The organism is Fibrobacter sp. UWS1 (genome assembly GCF_002300445.1).
Lineage (GTDB): Bacteria > Fibrobacterota > Fibrobacteria > Fibrobacterales > Fibrobacteraceae > Hallerella > Hallerella intestinalis.
In genome coordinates, this window is record NZ_NSGW01000002.1 from 237,620 (window position 1) to 256,137 (window position 18,518).

The window sequence follows — 18,518 nt, forward strand, 5'->3', positions numbered from 1 at the left end:
AGCTTCCGGAAACGGAAGCCTTTCTGTTTTAAAATAGGGTCTGTGAAAAATGAATGCCGCAGCCATTCGTCGTGGTGAAGGATGTTTCGAACTAGGCTCCCTTCAATTAGTTCGGCTAGTTCGATAAGATCACTAACCAGCGGTTGCTGCCCTTCGATAAACTCAGGGACCGCCGGTTAGTGTGTTTCGTCAACCGGCTGCTGAGCTTGTCGAAGCACTCACCAAGCGCCTTTATATGTAAGTGGAGACTTTGCATTCTGCGGGAAAATTCATGCTGTGAAAAAAATCATCTTGTGGAAAAATATTCGCTTTGCTCGCCATGGCGATTATCGGGCATAGTTAGGGTGGATTTTGCTTTAAAACGTTCTTTTGTACAAAATGAATTTTCTTTCAAAAACGAGAGTGTTTCAAAGAATTTGTCTGAAATGGCATTGCGGATGTGATGCACATCAGTTTCGATAAATTTAAAATTTACGAGATAATGTTGTATTGTTTTTTTTTCTTACTGCAAAGGAAGGGGGAATCGGCGTTGCTATTTTTAATCTGCAAAATTCGCTGGCGGTTTTGTTCCTTTATTATAAAAAGGCAAAGGCGATTCAGGCGAATTCGGCTTTTTATCAAAAGCCATTAAAAAATAAGGAAAAAATTCCACCGCAAAGTAACTTTGCGAAGTCGCTTTGAACAAGGAGAAGGATTTGATGGAAGAAGAACCATTTTGATTGTGGGCGACGACGAAATGAATCGGGAAATTTTGTCGGGCATTTTTTCTTCGCATTTTGAAATTGAAGTGGCGCAAGATGGCAAACAGGGCTTGGAACGTGCGCTGAAACTTCGCGACAAACTGTGTGCGGTTCTATTGGATATTATGATGCCCATAATGGATGGCATTGAAGTTTTGCGAGAATTGAATCGAGAAAAGTTTACCGAAAAAATTCCCGTTTTTATGATCACGGCTGAAGCAAGCGGTGACGTGATGAAAGAGGCGTATCACCTCGGCACGATGGATGTGATAACCAAACCGGTGATTCCGTATGTGGTTCTTCGCCGGGTGCAGTCGGTCGTGGAATTTTTCCTTGTCCGGCAGCGGCTTAGCAATGTGGTGGAAGTTCAGGCGGAAAAAATCAATGATTTGAATTACGGAATGATAGAAGCCCTTTCCACGGCGATTGAATTTCGCAGCGCGGAATCGGGAAATCACGTTCGGCGCATCCACGATATTACTCGGTATTTGCTTTTTCATACGGAACTCGGGGCGGGGCTTTCCGCCGAAGAAATCGAACAGATTGCATTGGCTTCGATTATGCACGACATTGGAAAGATTGCCGTTCCGGATGCCATTTTGAATAAACCGGGAAAACTGACAGCCGAAGAATATGGCGTGATGAAATCGCACACGGTTCAGGGCGCAAAACTTTTGGAAAAAATTCCGCAGCTGCGGGAAAATGGCGCATACCATTACGCTAGAGATATTGCGCTGCATCACCATGAACGCTATGACGGTAGAGGATATCCGGAAGGTCTCCAAGGCGATGAAATTTCCATTTGGGCGCAAATCGTTTCCCTTGCCGATGTTTATGATGCCTTGAGTTGCAAGCGGGTTTACAAAGATGCGTTCCCGCGCGAAAAAGTTCTTGAAATGATTCGGACGGGACAATGCGGCATCTTCAACCCGAAAATGCTCGAATGCTTTTTTGCGGTGGAACCGGAATTGAGTAAACTTTACAAGGCGGGAGAACTCTGAAATGGAACAGGAAAAATGGGATTGGCTCTCTCGCGAGGGCGTTGATGTGGAAAGCGCTCTGGAGCGTTTGATGGGTAATTGCTCCCTCTTGGAACGCTTTTTGAATAAATTCGCTGCCGACCGTTCGATTTACGAGCAACTTGTAAAATCTCTTGCTGAAAAAGATGCCAAAGGCGCTCTTGCGGCGTCGCACAGTTTAAAAGGAATGACGGCGAATCTCTCGATGCTGAAGCTCTCGGAACTTTTTGCGCGCCAGGTGGCGTTTTTTCGGACGGATCGTTTTGAAGAGGCTTCGGCGATGATGCCAGAAATCGATGACGAGTTTCACAGAATGATCGTTCTTATTGAGGAATGACTGAAATGATAGATTGGTTGAAACGTTTCGGGAAAAAGAGTAAGCGGAATATCTTCATCTTATTTTTTTTGGTGCTGCTGGTAATTTTCTTTGCTGCTTTTATGCGGCGCATTCTTCTTGAACAATATTTGAAATTGGGAAATGCCATTGCTTTGCGCTATTCGTTGGAAATGGCCGGAGAATTGGATCTTATTTCTACTTTGCTTGATCACGGATCCTATATGGCGGCAATTGAAACGGAAAAGGGTGCCGATGAAAAAGAATTGTCTGAATGGGTTGCGCTTTTCCGCAAACGTATGTCGTTGCTGCTGGGAGAGGAAATTTTAGAACCGTTTATTGTTTATGATAGCGTTGTTGTTGTTAGCGATGCCGGAATCCAAAAGGTTCAGGCCGAATTGTCTAACAAATGGTACAAGAAAGTGCTTGCTGCAGATGGGAAAAAGTTTTTTTCCAAAGTTTATATGGATTCTGTTTCCCAGAAATTGTGCTTGGTCATCGCACGAAAATGCGATAAAAAGAACACTGTCATCGCATTTAAAGTTTTTGTACAAAATTTGACAATTTATGCGTTCAGGCCGGATTTGCCAGTAGGCTTCTCCGTTTATATTTGCGACAGAGCCGGGAATCTTATTTACAGCAATTCCATTCTCAAAGTCTCGCAGGATGAAATTAGCGATTATGTAAAGCGAATTGACAGTGGTTTTAAGAATGGTTCGCTTGTCGCTTATGATGCTTTTGTTTTCGATCCGACAGGAGCGCAGAGAGGCGTTTATTCCTCTCCGATTTCATTTGGCGTCCAAGACCTTGGCTGGAATGTCTATGTCACGATTCCTTACTGGACAATCACCGAACCGCTCCGTCATTTTTATTTCCTGTTCGCTTTATTTACTGTTCCGATTTTTGTCGTAGTTGTGATTATGAGCGTTCGGACGATTAAATTGAGTGAGGACAAGGCAATTGCCGATGAAACGGTGGCCTGTTTGAGCAATCAATATTACGCTATTTATCGGGTGGATTATGTAAAAGGAACCTACTTCATGATAAAAGGCTCCGAATATGTAAAAGGTCGTCTGCCTAAGAGGGGTTCTTATGCTGAACTGATGCGGGTTTTGGAAGAAATTATCGAGCCTGCTGCTTTTGAAGATTTTTGCAAGAATTTTTCACAGGAAAGCATTGGCAATCTTGTGGTCAAGCAAATAACTGAATTTGGCGGGGATTTTTTGCGTCGGTTTGGGGAGGAATACCGCTGGGTAAACGTGCGGGTTTTATTTGACAATCGTTTATTGTCACACGAGGCCGTGCTTTGCTTCCGAGAAGTGGAAAAAGAAAAACAGCAGCAATTTCAGGAACGCAAATTGTTAAAAGATGCGCTGGAAATTGCGAAGCGCGGTGAAAAATCGAAACAGGCGTTTTTTAGCAACATGTCGTATGATATGAGGACGCCTCTCAATGCGATTTTAAGCCTTTCGGAGCTAAATCTCAACGAAGATTCGCTCTCGGAAAAAGTGCGTGGTTATCAGGAAAAGCTTGTTTATTCGGGACGTCAGCTCTTGAATTTGGTGAACGATATTTTGGACGTGTCTTGCATGGAGCAGGGAAAAATTGTATTGAACAATCAAAGCATCGATCTTGAAGATTGCATTTCGGAATGCGTAGATCCGTTCTATTTGCAGGCGGAAGTCGAAAAGAAAAAATTCGAGGTGAAGTTTAACATTCGAAATCGCAAAATCATGGGCGACTCGGCGAGAATTGTTCAGGTGCTGAACAACTTGTTGTCCAACGCATTTAAGTTTACTTCCGAAAAGGATTCGATTTCGGTGTTTGTTCAACAAGTCGATGCAGTGGGAAGAGCGCAATATCAGTTTATAGTTTCGGATACCGGTATCGGCATTTCAAAAGAGTTCTTGACGCGGCTGTTTGATCCATATTCTCGGGAAACCCGTTTTTCAAATCGGCGAATTGCGGGGACGGATTTGGGAATGGCGATTGTAAAAAATCTTGTCACGGAAATGAGCGGTCAGATTTATGTGGAATCGACTCTTGGCGAGGGCACAACGTTTACCTTTACGATTCCTTTTTCGCTGGCAGAGGAATTGGACGAAAAGAAAACAAAAAAGGATAGCCATAAGAAATCCTTGCAGCTGGTATCTTTAAAAGGTCAAAAAATTCTGCTTGCCGAAGATAACGTCATCAATATGGAAATTTCCGCGGAGATTCTGACGATGAATGGCGTTAAAATTGTGAAGGCGTGGAATGGCGAAGAAGCGGTGAAGGCTTTTGAAGAGAGTTCGCCGTTTGAATTCGATGCCATTTTAATGGATATGCAGATGCCGATTATGGATGGGTGTGAAGCTTCGCAGCGTATTCGGGCGTTGAATAGGCCGGATGCCGAAAAAATTCCGATTATCGCGGTAACGGCGAATGCTTTTGCAGAAGATATTGCGGCGACATTTGCAGTGGGAATGAACGCCCATATTTCCAAACCGATAGATTTTAATGCTCTGTGTCGCACTCTTGGAGGTTTGATTGGCGAAAAGCAGAAATCGGCCGATAGCTGAAAATTTCTTTACTAAAGCCATTTTGTTCCGCGCCGGTTTACGGGAAAAGAAAAAATTCGGTGCTTTTTCTATATTTTCCCCCGCTCAAGCAATAGCGCTTGGGTATAACAAGCACCATTCAGGAAAAGAATCGCTTTCGGTGGCTACAAGCTTTGCGATTTGATGAATGGGAAGAATAACCGAAAAAAGGAAAAATACCATGGCAAATCTGCCTTCCGTTGAAGAACTGCTTTCCGCAGGCGCTCACTTTGGACACCAGGCTCAGCGCTGGAATCCGAAAATGAAACCGTACATCCTTGCCAAGAAGAATGACATTTACGTCATCAATCTGGACAAGACGATCAAGATGCTCGAAGAAGCCGGTAAAGTTGCCGCTCGTATTTCGGGTGAAGGTAAGAGCGTTCTCTTCGTCGGTACCAAGCCCACAGCTCGCGCGATCGTTGAAGAAGCGGCCAAGAAGACCAATCACTTCTTCGTCTCCAACCGCTGGCTCGGCGGCATGCTCACCAATTTCCAGACTGTCCGCAAGTCCATCAAGCAGATTGATAAAATCGACCAGATGGAAGCCGACGGCCTCTTTAAAGAACTTTCCAAGAAGGAAGTTCTGGACAAGACTCGTCTTCGTGAAAAGATGCTCGGCGTTTTTGGCGGCATCCGCGAAATGACCACTCTTCCGGGACTCGTTGTGGTGACGGATCTTCATCACGAACACATCGCTGTGGCGGAAGCTCGCCGTCTGCACATTCCCATTATCGGCATTTGCGATACGAACGTCGATCCGACCCTCGTAGATTATCCGGTTCCGGCGAATGACGACGCTGTGAAATCCATCAAGCTCGTTGTGGACTATATTGCTAACAACGTAACGGCTCGCACCGAAGTGGCAAAGAATGCCGATGCGGAAGCTGCTGTCAAGAAGTATGACGACGCTCCGGCTCCGCGCAAGCGTTTCAACAAGCCGCGTAAACCCGCTGCTAAGGCCGAAGAAAAGTCTGAAACCGCAGAGGAAAAGTAAGATGGCTATTGAAATTACTGCCGCTATGGTCAATGAACTCCGCAAAGCTACCGGAGTTGGCATGATGCAGTGCAAAAAAGCTTTGATTGAAGCCGAAGGCAATCAGGAAAAAGCGGTTGAACTGCTCCGTAAGCAGGGGGCCGCTGTTGCTGCAAAGCGTGCTGACAAGGCTGCGAAGGAAGGTCGCATCTATTTGGTCGAAACGGCGGACAAGGCTGCTGCTTTTGAACTTTCTTGCGAAACCGAACCCGTTTCCAACAACGAAGATTTCAAGGCTCTTGCTGCTCTGGCCGTGAAGGCTGTCGAAACCCAGAACATTTCTTCTGTGGAAGATTTGAAGAACGCTGTGGTGGACGGCAAAAAGGTGAACGACGTTCTCCAGGATGTGCTGGTCAAAATCCAGGAAAATATCGACTTCCGCAAATTCCAGGAACTCAAGAAGGCTCCGAACTCCGTGTTTGGCGTTTACAGCCACATGAACGGTAAGATCGGCGTGATTACCGAACTCTCTTACGAAGGTTCTGCAGACGAAGCAGCCCTCAAGGCTGCTGCTAAGGACATCGCTATGCAGGCCGCTGCTTTCGCACCGGTCGCTTTGAACGATGCCGCTGTTCCGGCTGAAACCATCGAAAAGGAAAAGGAAATCGCAAAGGCTCAGATCGAAGCTTCCGGTAAGCAGACGAAGCCGGAATTCGTTCAGCGCCAGATCGACGGTCGCGTTGCCAAGGTCCTCAAGGAAATCGTTCTCGAAGACCAGGAATTCTTCATGTCCGAAAAGAACCCGAAGAAGCTCTCTGTCAAGGATTACCTCCAGGAAGTCGTTGCAAAGCAGCTCGGTCTCTCTTCCTTGAAGGTCGTAAACTTCATCCGCTTCGAACGCGGTAACTAGTTTAGACGAAAGGCGAGTGGCGAGAGAATCGTCGCTCATCATCGCGAGCCCCGTAAGGGGTGAAGCAATCTCTAGTTAGAATTAAAATTGGTCGTCCCATCCGGGGCGACCAATTTTTTTGTATGTATTCAAAACCGCTGGCTAGGCCGGCGGTCCCGTTTAGCCTTTTGGCGTTCCATCCTCGACAAACAAGAAATCCTTTGGCTACTATTGAAATGCGGTCTGCCAACTGCAAACAAAAGAACCAAAGGATTCAAATGAAAAATAGCAATAATCATACCTTGGCCCACACGACGTGGAATTGCAAGTATCATATCGTGTTTGCCCCCAAATTTCGCAGGAAGGTGTTCTATGGAGAAAAGCGCCGCGAGATAGGTGAAATCCTACGTATGCTTTGCAACTGGAAACAGGTGAATATCGTCGAGGCGGAAGTTTGTCCAGATCATGTACACATGCTTCTCGAGATACCGCCGAAATATTCGGTTTCGGGATTCATGGGATTCCTGAAGGGGAAGAGTAGCTTGATGATCTACGAACGGTATCCGTCGCTTCAGTTCAAATACAGGAATAGGGAATTTTGGTGCCGAGGGTATTACGTAGACACGGCCGGCAAGAGTGCGAGCAAGATTGCCTCGTATATCAAAAATCAGTTGGATGAGGATAAGTACGGAGAACAGCTGACTATGCTCGGCAAGATGTAGCCCGTTTACGGGCGGCCGGTAAGGACCTTACGCAAGTGGCAGATCGACCAACGCGACGTGACGCGTGGCTAGTATCCTAGGGCTACGCCCGTAAAAGAAGAACCGCCGGCTATGCCGGCGGGTTCCTTTTTTGTATACAGAAAATCACTCAACCTGGAATACCCAACATTCTTTACAATTTGCCCCAAATTCGTCGGTTTCGTCACAAAACTGGGCATTTCTGTAAATATTCCGTGCGTCTGGGCTGTATTTAAGTTATTTTTAAATCGGACATATTAGAGAGTTTAGCTCTTGTTCTCTAAGTGAAATTTCGACAGTTTCCCTGAACGAGAATAAGGCGAACGCTCACGCAGGTATGCCGTTTTGCGGTGTATCTCGGTTTGCTGTACCGGCCTTTTAGCCGGTCTTTGGTCGTATAGCCAAAAAGCAACAGCCCTTTTGGGGCGTGGGTCGTTTGTGTTTATCGTTCAGAGGCAGTCGAGAGCCCCACTTAGGTAAATGCAACGATCTACGCCTTTTTTTGTTTCCTTACAAAAATCGGCACGGTTCCTTGCAGAATGGGAGTAAACCTCTTGTAATGAAAGAGGCTTGGTTCTATGGGAATAGCTAGGTATGTGTTTCAAAATTGCATAAAGCAACCTTTGCTTTTTATGCTAGTTGTTTCGTGTGCTTGCGTTTATGCAGGTTCATTCACTGGTTCCAGAGATGGGGAACGGTATCCGACTATTAAAATCGGCAAATCTGAATGGATGGCCGAAAATCTGCGATATAATGTAAGAGGAAGTATTTGCTTCCGAAATGAACCTAGAGCATGCTTTGTAGGACGCTACTATAATTTCGATATGGCTGAACACGCTTGCCCAAGTGGTTGGCATTTGCCATCAAGGCAGGAATGGACTGAAATATTTGATGTGGCAGATAGCAAATTTGTCACGGATCTTACCGGGTATTGTTACGATGATGGTACATGCTTTGACTCGGAATTCAACAAATATGGAGAGGAAAGCTCCTATTTTTGGCCGTCGAGTGATGATAATGGCACTTGGACATCTAGGCGTAGCGATAGTTTTATCAAGAGTATGTTTCCAAGACGACATAATGCCTATGCAGTGAAATACTCTAAGTCTCAAAGACTCAAAGACTATTTCGTGATTTTAGTAAACCAAAGGATGCTAATTATTTTAGTGTCCGTTGTGTGAGAGATTAAAGTTTAACAAATGAAAAAGGGGTGCAAATATGCCAAAAATAATCAGTTCTGCTAGTGAAAGGGGCTCGTTCCTCAAAATTAACTCTGTTCTTGTAAAGTCTATGCTTGTATTCACAGTAGCCTTTATTGGTTGCACCGATAAAGATGGTGATAAAAGTAAGTCGGGTCGAGTCATCACTAGTCAAGAAGCTTCGCCTGCCAAAGAGATTTCTATAGAAGAAATGTCTTTTGAACAATTGTATGGATGTGAAAAAATTGAATGTTATGATGAATATAAAAAACGATTAAAAGAAGCTGTTGCCTATGTGGATTCTGTTTATGCAGAAGGAAATGTTGATGATGCATCACAATTGTCTGCTTGGTTCTATGCTATTTTGAAAAGTGATGGGGTTCTGTCAAATAAACTGTGTCATTTAGTTTTTGTTAGCTAAAAAAAGAGCTTTGAAATTTCAAAATTGAAGGCGGATTTTCGTCGCTAACGCGACTTAGGTTTGTAGTTTAACTTGCGTATAAATATACTCTAAAGGGGTCATAAAGTCAAGCCTTTTTCGAGGCCTGTTGTTCAGTTTATCCTGTATCCAGCGAACTTTCCGGGGAGAGATTCCCTTGAACGACTCCTTCTTGGGAAGATATTGGCGTATTAGACCGTTCATGTTCTCGTTGGCACCGCGCTCCCAGGAGTGGTACGGGTTCGCAAAGTAGTAATCCGCCTTCATAGCTTTCGCTATTTCTGCGTGACAGGCGAACTCCTTCCCGTTGTCCGAAGTGATTGTGAGAATCTTGACTTCGAACGTTTTCTCAAAGTCCTTCAGCGCCCTCACAAGCGTTCTCTTCAGGTCTTTCGCGTTCTTCGTCGGAAGATACCTTATCAGGCTGTAATTCGTCATCCTGTCGTTGATCGTGAGCAGGTTCGCGTCATGGTCCGCGCTGTTTATCAGGTCTATCTCGATGTCGCCTACGCGTGATTTCTCGTCCACGATTGCCGGACGTTCCTCGATGGGCACGCGGCCTACAATCTGGCCTCTCTTGTCCTTCTTCTCCCCGCGCTTACGGTATGGTTTCTTGCCGTGCCGCAAGTGCTTCTTCAGGTCCTCGTCCTTGTTCACATGCCTGTATATCGTGGCGACGCTAGGGACACCCATCCCATCGAGTTTCGCGCGTCCGTTCACCTGTTCGGGAGAGTAGTCTTCCTTGATTTTCCCGTCCACGATTTTCCAGTCGTCCTCGTCGTAGTCGTAATGCAGGTGACTTGTCGCGGCAAGGAGGTCTGCCCGTTCCTGCGACTTGACCGGGTCGTAATGCTGGCGGCCGCCGCCCCTGTTTAGTTCCCTGTAGATTGTGGATTTGTGGACCTTCAGCTGCAAGGCTATGTTTTTCGGGGGATCTTTGCCGCATTGAGCGCTCGTATTTCGTATCTTTGTGCTTGGTTGAGACTCACCGCCATGTCCTTTTTTGGTAGAATCGGCAAGGTAGAAAAGTTTCGGCCAGGTTCCCCAGGGGCTAGCCCTAGGGAACTTTTTTTCTTCCCGATTCAACCTATATCAGTCGCATTGACGGTGAAAATTCGCGGAAGAAGCGAAAAGCAAAATCAAAGCGATGTTTTTTCAACTCGATTTTGTCTTTGCGACAACTTCAAATTTCTCCTTTTGAAGCAATTCAAATATAACAAGAAATGATAAAATTATCATTCCTTGTTTGAAAAAAAATCATCCAATTAAAGTTTTTGTGTTTCCGTTTGGGGGCGGAGAAAATTCATTTTGGAATTTGATTTAAGTTGAGTGGATTAAATCTTTGACCAAAAAGAATCGATAATTTTTGTACGCAAGTTGTCCAGTTTTGCAATGGCTTTTTCCACTTCTTTTTGATATTTCGATACGCCAAGTACACGAGTTTTACAAGCGAGTCATCATTTGGAAACAGACCTTTTGTTTTTGTCACTTTTCGAATTTGGCGATGATAACCTTCGACAGTATTTGTCGTATAAATAATGCGACGAATTTCACTTGGATAATCAAAATAACACGAAAGTTTATCCCATTTTTCTTTCCAAGATTGAATGACGATTGGATATTTTTTTGCCCAATTTTCTTCTAATTTTTTTAGTGCAATTTCGGCTTCCGTTTTGGTCGATGCCGCATAAACTAACTTCAGTTCTTTCAAAAATTCTTTTTGTGATTTTGCGTTAATGTACTTGAGTGAATTTCGAATTTGATGCACTACACACAACTGAACATTGGTCTTTGGAAACACGGATTCTATTGCGTCCGGAAAGCCTGAAAGTCCGTCTACACAAGCGATGAGAATGTCTTCCACTCCGCGATTTTTCAAATCGGAAAGGACTTGCATCCAGAATTTTGCACCCTCGCTTTGCGACACATACATGCCTAGCAAATCTTTGTAACCATTTGAATCAACACCGATGACATTGTAAATTGCTCGCGTTGTTACGATGCCTGATTCATCTTTTACTTTGTAATGAATTGCGTCCATCCAAACGATGGGATAAACCGTTTCTAAACGTCTCGTTCTCCATTCGTTAATCTCTGGCCACACGCGTTCTGTGATGTTGCTAATGGTATCGGCTGAAATGTATTCGCCAAAATCATCTTCCAAATATTTTTGAATATCGCGCATACTTTGTCCGAGTCCGTAAAGGCCGATAATTCGGTCTGCAAGACCTTCGGCAAGCACGGTTTGACGTTTCTTCACAATCTCAGGATTAAAGCTTCCTTCGCGGTCTCTAGGCGTGTTTATTTGGACTGCTCCGTATGCCGTTTTTATCTCTTTCGGCATTTTCCCATTGCGCCGATTTTCTCGATTTTCGGGCTTTGTTTTTTCCAAATGAACATCCATTTCCGCTTCTAATGCAGCATTCAAAAAATCTTCCAATACTTGGTGAAATGCTCCGTCTTTGCCAAAAATTGGCTTTCCTGTTTTGAACTGAGATGCTGCTTTTTTGATCATCTCTTTATATTCTTCGTGTGTCATCATAGTTCCTCAATTTACATCATTTTTCAAATGATGCTTGGTGGTGAATGACACAGTTTTATGGATAGAGTCAGTGATGGTTCAACAATTAATATGAGAAATGAAGCCCCATCTGCGGAAAGTGTTGCTAGAAGGATAGAAAAGTTGTATCCCCAAAAAGGATGTATTGAAGATTCGGTACAGTATGTTAATTATTTTTCGACAATATATGAAGTTGAAAAGAATTTAGAACCAGACGATGAAAAAATAAAGAAAATTTTCAAAAGGTATTTTGGTTATCTAAATAAAAATTGCAAGTTGCGTCACTATGATGAAGATGTTTTGGCGATGGAAGAACATTTTGTCACGGGCGCTTTGAAACGAAAAGATATCACAGTTGCAAAAGCCCAAAATTTACGAAATGATATGAGAAAAGGAGAGATTCTTGTAGACGAACGTGATGGAAAAAAATACAAAACGGTCAAAATCGGCCAACAAGTTTGGATGGCAGAAAATTTAAACCACACACTTAGAGGAAGTCATTGCTATAAGGAAAGTGCGGCAAATTGTAGAAAATATGGACAACTTTACAGTTGGGAATATGCGATAGAAGTTTGCCCTGATGGCTGGCATTTGCCAAGTGTAGATGATTTTAGAAAATTAATCGAAACCATAGGGGGCAAAAGTGCTGGGAAATCTCTGAAATCGACAACTGGTTGGGCAAGGCAAGATGGAAAAGATTGTAATGGAACAGATGATTTTGGCTTTTCAGCACAAGCTGCGGGGGGTAATTTTTTCTTTGGTGGGTATGGTCATATGACTAAGCATACCTCTTTTTGGTCTTCAACAGAAACTAAAAGTGAACCTGCTGGTCCGGGGCTTGGAGATAATGTATGGGCCGCCCGAATGTATATTGGCTCAAATGATGATTGCAATGAGATTGTGATTACATCGGCTATTACAGGCTACGGGATTAACGAGTTTTCTGTTCGATGCGTAAAGGATTGATTTGCGAAAATGGTGTGTAAGTGTTTAGGTGCGTGAAAATGAGTGGAAGCAAATCTATTTATCGGTTTGTGCATTTCGAACATCTTCTTGATCTGATAAAAAATCATCGATTACCGTTGATAAATCCTTTAGAATGGGAAGATAAGAATGACATCTTTGCGTCAAAATTAAGCAGCAAAGATAATGATGTGATGGGAATTTGTTGTTTTACTTTGTCTAAGTCTAATAGCATCTATAGATGGAGTAAAATGGCTCCCAATAATTTATGCGTACGTGTTGAATTTGACATGGATAAAATTAAGGCTAGACTTTCTCAAAAAATGATGATGAAAGAAGTTCAATATAAATCGGCCGAAGAATTAGAATCGTATGTCGTAGAAACAACGAAAGACTGTGCGTTTATAAAATCAAAACCATTTAAACCAGAAAAAGAAATCCGTATTGTCACGTACCAATCAGAGACTGGCGAAAATGAAAAGATTGTTGATTATTTGGATAACTTACCGTCGGATGTCATAAAAGGTATTCGATTCTCGCCTTTTTTGGACCAGGAAATGTATTGCCTAATTAAAGAATTGCTGCGTAAATATCTTAAAGCAAATAATTGGGCGAAAACCAAAATTTCACAGTCTGAAATATTAAATAAGGAAAAATGGCAAAATGCGTTATGTAAATGTGTCGGCTCTATTGCTCAAAAATAATTTTGAGTGAGGAAGTTGTTTCTTAACAATTTAACTTGGAGAAAAAAAATGATTACTTATAAGTTATATAATTCTGATAAATCGCTGGATAAAATGAGTTCTTATTTGATTGTCATGATGCTTTTGTTTGCTGTTGCTATTGTTGGTTGCTCTAGTAATGATGAAAAAAGCCCAAACGAAACGGAAAACAACAAAAAGCAATTTGTAGGAAATGAAGAGTCGGTTTTAAATAACTCCAACATTCAAGTTGTTAATGATGCTAGTGAAGATATGTCTTTTGTTGACCCTCGTGACGGACAATCTTATAAATATGCAAAAATCGGCTTTCAATTATGGATGGCTGAAAATTTAAAAACAAAGAAAGGCCAGTGGAACTGTTATGACGGTAATCTTGGAAATTGTGAAAAATATGGAATGCTTTATGATTGGAATACAGCAAACAATGTTTGTCCAGAAGGTTGGCATTTGCCAAAGTCTCAAGAATGGGATGAATTGTTTACTTATGTAGGTGGTCGAAATAAGGCAGGAACCGCACTAAAATCAAAAGAAGATTGGATAAATGGGACTGGTTCCAATTCGGCTGATTTTTCTGTTTTGCCTGCAGGAGCTATGAATGATAAAAAGCTCTTCGTGAACAGAGGCTATAGTGCGTTTTTTTGGAGTTCAACAGAAACTAAGCGCGAAATGGTGGAAATTATTGGTTTTAATCATGAAAATCAATTTGTTTCTGTTGGTCAAAGTGCAAAATATTTTAAGTTCTCAGTAAGGTGTGTGAAAGATAGAGATGCCGTTGAAAATAAAAAAATGAAGGAGGTGGATAATAACGATGTCACTGAAAATAAGAATGAGAGTGGTGACGAAACGAAAACATATGAGAAGATTTTTGTGAAAATAGGTTCACAAAAATATAAAACTGTAAAAATCGGCAATCAAATATGGATGGCTGAAAATCTAAATTTGAAATCAAAAGATTCTAAATGCTACAAAGGACTAAGTGTAAATTGTAAAAAATATGGTCAGTTTTATAATTGGAAGGATGCGCAAACGGTGTGCCCAGAAGGATGGCATTTGCCTAGTCAATGGGAGTGGGAATCCTTGATTGACTTTGCTGGTGGAAAGGATGAGGCTGGAAAAGTGCTGAAGTCTAAGCATGGTTGGAATAACAGCGGCAATGGTACAGATTTATTTGGTTTTTCTGCGCTTCCTGCAGGAAATTACGATATAGATTCTGATTATCAATATATAGGTTATAGGGCTCTGTTCTGGTCTTCTACCGATATTGATGCGGATAAAGCCTTTGTAATGCAATTAAACCATGATCGTAATAGTATTACTTATCAAACTACTAGAAAATGGAACTATTTCTCGGTAAGATGTGTTATGGATGATTAAAGAAAGATTCTAGTGCAAAATTAAGCGAATTTAAAAAGGTTGTTGAAATGCCGTCAAATAAAAAACAAATGTTTGTTGTTATAGAAAAATTTGCTCAATGCAATGAGATTGAATTTTCTGGTGACTGTGAGGATCAATCGATTTTAATTGGGTCCGACAATACTCATTCTGTCCAATTTCAACTTCAATGGTCAAACGATCATTATATCGTTTATCTTGTTTTAAAAAAAGAAAAGCAAAAAAAGAAAAAAATTACAGGGAAACAAAAGTCTCAAGCAATTGCGTCATTGTGGAATGTGTCAGATGTAGTTCAATTTCTCGGAGCGTTTTATAATCTTTATTGGCTATATGCGAAAAGAGATAATCCAAACGAGAATGAATTGTAGATGTGTTGGATAAAGTAGGGACTCATGTTCTTTTGATTGGTATTGAAAAATTACTATGAAAAAAGACCCCGGCATTCCTGCCGAGATCTTTAGTTTTATGGATTGCTTCGGGGCTTCTCGCCCCTCGCAATGACGAAGAAGCAGCTTAAGCCTTCCTGTAGCTCTCCATCGCGTCCACATCCACGCTCTTCACGAAGTTGTAGTGCTTGGCGACTTCGGCTTCTGCGTAGTTCACAAAGACCTTGAGGCTCTTGCCGAACATGGCCGCATTCTTCGTTGCATCGCGGAGCAAAAGCTGCGTCATGATGCAGTAAGCGGCGAGTTCATAAAGGTGACGGCATGCAAGGTCCAACAGTTCCTTGTCGCCCGTCGTCTTCACCGCTTCGAGGACTTCGTTGAACTTGACGCTCATCGCCTTTGCACGGGCGGCAAGCGCTTCGAATTCCGGAGCGACCGGCTGGGCTTCGAGTTCCGCGATGATCGCCGAGTATTCACCCGTCGAAAGGTGCGGAAGAGCTGCCACCGTCTGGAGCTGTGTCGTACCTTCATAAATCGAAGTGATACGTGCGTCGTGGTAGAGACGCTGGCAGGCGTATTCGAGCATGTAGCCGGAACCGCCGTGGACCTGAATACAGTCATAGAAATTCTGGTTCGCAAATTCCGCGTTCATGCCCTTGGCAAGCGGCGTCAAGGCTGTAGCGAGTTTGCCGAACTTCTTCAGTTCCTGTTTTTCTTCCGGAGTCAGCGGACGTTCGCGTTCCATATCTTCGAGACCCTTGTAAATGTCTACGTAACGGGCTGTTTCGTAGAGAAGGGCACGGCCTGCGTCGAGCTTCGCCTTCATCGTGGAGAGCATTTCGTAAACGGCCGGGAAGTTCACGATTTCCGTACCGAACTGCTTGCGGTCCTTCGCATAGGCGAGAGCTTCGTCATAAGAAGTCTGGCTAATGCCCACGGACTATGCGGCAAAGCCCAGACGTGCGCCGTTCATGAGAGCCATCACGTACTTGATAAGGCCGCGCTTGCGGCTTCCGCAGAGTTCAGCCTTGGCGTTTTTATAGACAAGTTCGCAAGTCGGGCTTCCGTGAATGCCCATCTTGTTTTCGATACGGCGAACCGTCACGCCGCCGTCGCGCTTGTCATAGATGAACATGGAAAGACCACGAGCATCGTGCGTGCCTTCTTTAGAACGGGCAAGCACCAGGTGAATATCGGAGTCACCGTTCATAATGAAACGCTTCACGCCGTTCTGATACGACCGTTCGGCTTACGCCTGAAACTTGCTTTTTGTGTATCTGTCTTTCCGTTGCTAATGTAAAAAAAAACAACAATTGTAAGTAAATTTCTGTAAACTTTAAAAAATGTAAATAAATAAATAAAGTTGGAAAACGCTAAATTTTGCAACTATGAGAAAATTTTGTTACGTTGTTACACTTTTTCCGAAGAAAAAGTGCTTTTTATTCGCAAAAATTCTATATTAATAATATGTTTAGGTCTATAATCGAAAAAATGGTCCAGTGGAAGGACTCGAAAAACAGAAAACCTCTTGTCCTTTGGGGAGCCCGTCAGACGGGCAAAACGTGGGCAATGAAGGAATTCGGCAAGACGCATTTTGAAGATTGCGTCTATGTCAGTTTTTATAACAACAGTAGGATTGCGAAGATTTTCGAGCCGGATTACGACGTCCGTCGCATCTTGAACGCTTTGGAAATTGAACTGCGTGTCAAGATTGTTCCTGAAAAGACTTTGCTGATTTTTGACGAGATTCAGTCTGCGCCGAAGGTGCTTGAATCGCTGAAGTATTTCTGTGAAGATTGTCCCGAATATGCGGTTGTGGTTGCGGGCTCGCTTTTGGGGGTTGCAATTCACGAGGGAATTTCTTTCCCGGTGGGCAAGATCAACGAGTTGTGGCTCCATCCGATGAGTTTTTCTGAGTTTTTGATAGCGCTTGGTGATGAACGCCTTGCCGCGTATATTGACAATCCTGAAAATGCGGAGGTGAACGAGTTTGCGGACTTGTATAGGGAACGTCTCAAGCAGTATTATATTGTTGGGGGAATGCCCGAAGTTGTGAATTTGTTCCGAGAAAATCAAGATTATGATGCTTGCCGTGAAATTCAGAATTCAATCTTGAATCAGTACGAGGGCGATTTCGGTAAACACGTGGACCCGAGGGAATTGCCAAGAATCCGTATGGTTTGGAATTCTCTACCATTGCAGTTGGCAAAGGAAAATCGAAAGTTTTTCTTTGGACAAATTAAGAAGGGGGCTCGCTCAAAAGATTTTGAAATTGCGATACAGTGGCTTTTGGATTGCGGGCTTGTGCATAAGGTAAATATGGTTTCCAAACCGGGAATGCCTTTAATGGCATATGCGGAATTGGATTTCTTCAAGATTTATATGCTCGATGTAGGCTTGCTTGCTGCAAAGAGCGAACTGGATGTGTCGTCGGTTCTGAATGGAAATAGGATCTTTACCGAATTTAAAGGTGCTTTGACGGAACAGTATGTGTTGCAGGAATTGCTTGCCGAGAAGCCGTATACTCCGTTCTATTATGCCTCCGAAAAATCAACGTACGAGGTTGATTTCTTGATCCAGAAGAAGGGGAATGTCGTTCCTATTGAGGTCAAGGCAGAAGAAAATCTGAAAGCCAAGAGCCTCCGCTTTTTTGTGGATAAGTTCAAACCTTCTACGGCGATTCGCACATCTATGTCGCCATATCGCAAACAAGAATGGATGGAAAATGTCCCTCTGTGGGCTGTGAAGGGTATATAGGCTATTTTTGGGATAAGAGTGTCCTAGCTTTTTGTTACATTTCTTCCGAGAAACGAACCTATCAACTGGCGAATAATTATGTCTAAATTTAAGCGCATTCTTCTGAAGCTCAGTGGCGAAGCCCTTGCGGGTGAAAAAGGCCACGGTATTGATAATGTCATCCTTGCCGACATGGCAAGTGAAATCGCTTCCATCGTCAAGCAGGGCGTGCAGGTGGCTCTCGTTATCGGCGGCGGCAACCTGGTCCGCGGAATTTCTGCTTCGGCAGGCGGTATGAACCGTGCTCAGGGCGATGCCATGGGTATGCTCGGCACCGTGATGAACGGCCTTGCCATGCAGGACGCTTTGGATAAGCAGGGCATCGACTCCGTGGTGATGTCTGCGATCCGCATGGAACCGGTCTGCGAATTCTTTGACCGCCGCCGTGCGCTCAAGCTCCTTTCCGCAGGTTCCGTGGTGATCTTCTCTGCTGGTACGGGCAATCCTTTCTTTACGACGGACAGCTGTGCTGCTCTCCGCGCCATCGAAAGCGAATGCGACGTGATCATGAAGGCGACGAAGGTCGACGGTATTTATACGGCTGACCCGGTCAAGGATCCGAAAGCGACCCGTTTTGACGACATCAGCTACCAGGAAGTCATCTCCCGCGGTCTCAAGGTCATGGACACGGCTGCGGTCGCTCTTTGCATGGAACACAATATGCCTATCTTCGTGTTCAAAATGGTAAAGGGAAACTTGACAAAGGCTGCCGTAGAAGGTAATTTAGGAACGCTCGTACACTGCTAATTTGGCTGTGTGCATAACTTTTATTTTTGAATTTGAA

The 18,518-nt window shown here is 43.6% G+C and carries 17 protein-coding genes and 1 pseudogene; 15 read left to right on the plus strand and 3 right to left on the minus strand.

Annotated elements, in window-relative coordinates:
- Nucleotides 1-721: 721 nt before the first annotated feature.
- The 9 genes from BGX14_RS11030 to BGX14_RS11065 all read left to right on the plus strand — a co-directional run bounded on the left by BGX14_RS11030 (nt 722) and on the right by BGX14_RS11065 (nt 8,897).
- Nucleotides 722-1,741: an HD-GYP domain-containing protein gene (locus BGX14_RS11030; RefSeq protein WP_198951204.1), complete on the plus strand. Its 1,020-nt coding sequence runs from the start codon at nt 722-724 to the stop codon at nt 1,739-1,741.
- Between the two features lies 1 nt (nt 1,742).
- A complete protein-coding gene (locus BGX14_RS11035) occupies nt 1,743-2,096 on the plus strand; it encodes a histidine phosphotransferase (protein ID WP_095879913.1) in 354 nt (117 codons plus the stop codon).
- A gap of 101 nt (nt 2,097-2,197) precedes the next feature.
- Complete coding sequence (locus BGX14_RS11040; protein WP_158223302.1) at nt 2,198-4,654, plus strand: ATP-binding protein; 2,457 nt, start codon at nt 2,198-2,200, stop codon at nt 4,652-4,654.
- Nucleotides 4,623-4,817 (plus strand): hypothetical protein, encoded by a 195-nt coding sequence (locus BGX14_RS15590; RefSeq protein ID WP_158223303.1) that lies wholly within the window; start codon nt 4,623-4,625, stop codon nt 4,815-4,817. The genes BGX14_RS11040 and BGX14_RS15590 overlap by 32 nt, the downstream gene beginning before the upstream one ends.
- Nucleotides 4,818-4,853: 36 nt before the next feature.
- A complete protein-coding gene (rpsB, locus tag BGX14_RS11045) occupies nt 4,854-5,669 on the plus strand; it encodes a 30S ribosomal protein S2 (RefSeq protein WP_073302823.1) in 816 nt (271 codons plus the stop codon).
- A 1-nt stretch (nt 5,670) separates the two neighbouring features.
- Nucleotides 5,671-6,558 (plus strand): translation elongation factor Ts, encoded by an 888-nt coding sequence (tsf, locus tag BGX14_RS11050; protein WP_233126528.1) that lies wholly within the window; start codon nt 5,671-5,673, stop codon nt 6,556-6,558.
- 257 nt (nt 6,559-6,815) lie between these two features.
- Nucleotides 6,816-7,259 carry an IS200/IS605 family transposase gene (tnpA, locus tag BGX14_RS11055; RefSeq protein ID WP_095880359.1) on the plus strand — a complete coding sequence of 148 codons (444 nt, stop codon included), beginning with the start codon at nt 6,816-6,818 and terminating at the stop codon, nt 7,257-7,259.
- A gap of 650 nt (nt 7,260-7,909) precedes the next feature.
- Nucleotides 7,910-8,458, plus strand: coding sequence for an FISUMP domain-containing protein (locus tag BGX14_RS11060; protein ID WP_255404537.1), 549 nt, complete (start codon nt 7,910-7,912; stop codon nt 8,456-8,458).
- A gap of 37 nt (nt 8,459-8,495) precedes the next feature.
- The gene (locus BGX14_RS11065) at nt 8,496-8,897 is read left to right on the plus strand and encodes a hypothetical protein (protein WP_143394225.1); all 402 of its coding nucleotides are present in this window, start codon (nt 8,496-8,498) and stop codon (nt 8,895-8,897) included.
- 54 nt (nt 8,898-8,951) lie between these two features.
- On the opposite strand, the gene BGX14_RS11070 is transcribed toward BGX14_RS11065, so the two are convergent.
- Both BGX14_RS11070 and BGX14_RS11075 read right to left on the minus strand, forming a co-directional pair.
- Nucleotides 8,952-9,830 carry an IS30 family transposase gene (locus BGX14_RS11070; RefSeq protein ID WP_095879463.1) on the minus strand — a complete coding sequence of 293 codons (879 nt, stop codon included), beginning with the start codon at nt 9,828-9,830 and terminating at the stop codon, nt 8,952-8,954.
- 388 nt (nt 9,831-10,218) lie between these two features.
- Complete coding sequence (locus BGX14_RS11075; RefSeq protein WP_095879753.1) at nt 10,219-11,454, minus strand: IS256 family transposase; 1,236 nt, start codon at nt 11,452-11,454, stop codon at nt 10,219-10,221.
- A gap of 60 nt (nt 11,455-11,514) precedes the next feature.
- On the opposite strand from BGX14_RS11075, the gene BGX14_RS11080 reads away from it, so the two are divergent.
- From BGX14_RS11080 to BGX14_RS11095, 4 genes are read left to right on the plus strand one after another with little or no spacing between them, the layout of a single operon-like run.
- Entirely contained in the window at nt 11,515-12,441 is a 927-nt protein-coding gene (locus BGX14_RS11080; RefSeq protein WP_095879917.1) for a fibrobacter succinogenes major paralogous domain-containing protein, read from the plus strand.
- Between the two features lie 32 nt (nt 12,442-12,473).
- Nucleotides 12,474-13,142 carry a hypothetical protein gene (locus tag BGX14_RS11085; RefSeq protein ID WP_158223304.1) on the plus strand — a complete coding sequence of 223 codons (669 nt, stop codon included), beginning with the start codon at nt 12,474-12,476 and terminating at the stop codon, nt 13,140-13,142.
- Nucleotides 13,143-13,190: 48 nt separating this feature from the next.
- Entirely contained in the window at nt 13,191-14,534 is a 1,344-nt protein-coding gene (locus BGX14_RS11090; protein WP_143394226.1) for a fibrobacter succinogenes major paralogous domain-containing protein, read from the plus strand.
- Between the two features lie 47 nt (nt 14,535-14,581).
- Nucleotides 14,582-14,920, plus strand: coding sequence for a hypothetical protein (locus BGX14_RS11095; protein ID WP_095879920.1), 339 nt, complete (start codon nt 14,582-14,584; stop codon nt 14,918-14,920).
- A 145-nt stretch (nt 14,921-15,065) separates the two neighbouring features.
- On the opposite strand, the pseudogene BGX14_RS11100 reads toward BGX14_RS11095, so the two are convergent.
- Nucleotides 15,066-16,169: pseudogene (locus tag BGX14_RS11100) on the minus strand (Acyl-CoA dehydrogenase C-terminal domain-containing protein); the annotation flags it as partial.
- 236 nt (nt 16,170-16,405) lie between these two features.
- On the opposite strand from BGX14_RS11100, the gene BGX14_RS11105 reads away from it, so the two are divergent.
- Both BGX14_RS11105 and pyrH read left to right on the plus strand, forming a co-directional pair.
- The gene (locus BGX14_RS11105; RefSeq protein ID WP_095879921.1) at nt 16,406-17,695 is read left to right on the plus strand and encodes an ATP-binding protein; all 1,290 of its coding nucleotides are present in this window, start codon (nt 16,406-16,408) and stop codon (nt 17,693-17,695) included.
- A gap of 78 nt (nt 17,696-17,773) precedes the next feature.
- Nucleotides 17,774-18,481, plus strand: coding sequence for a UMP kinase (gene pyrH / locus BGX14_RS11110; RefSeq protein ID WP_073302648.1), 708 nt, complete (start codon nt 17,774-17,776; stop codon nt 18,479-18,481).
- Nucleotides 18,482-18,518 lie beyond the last annotated feature (37 nt).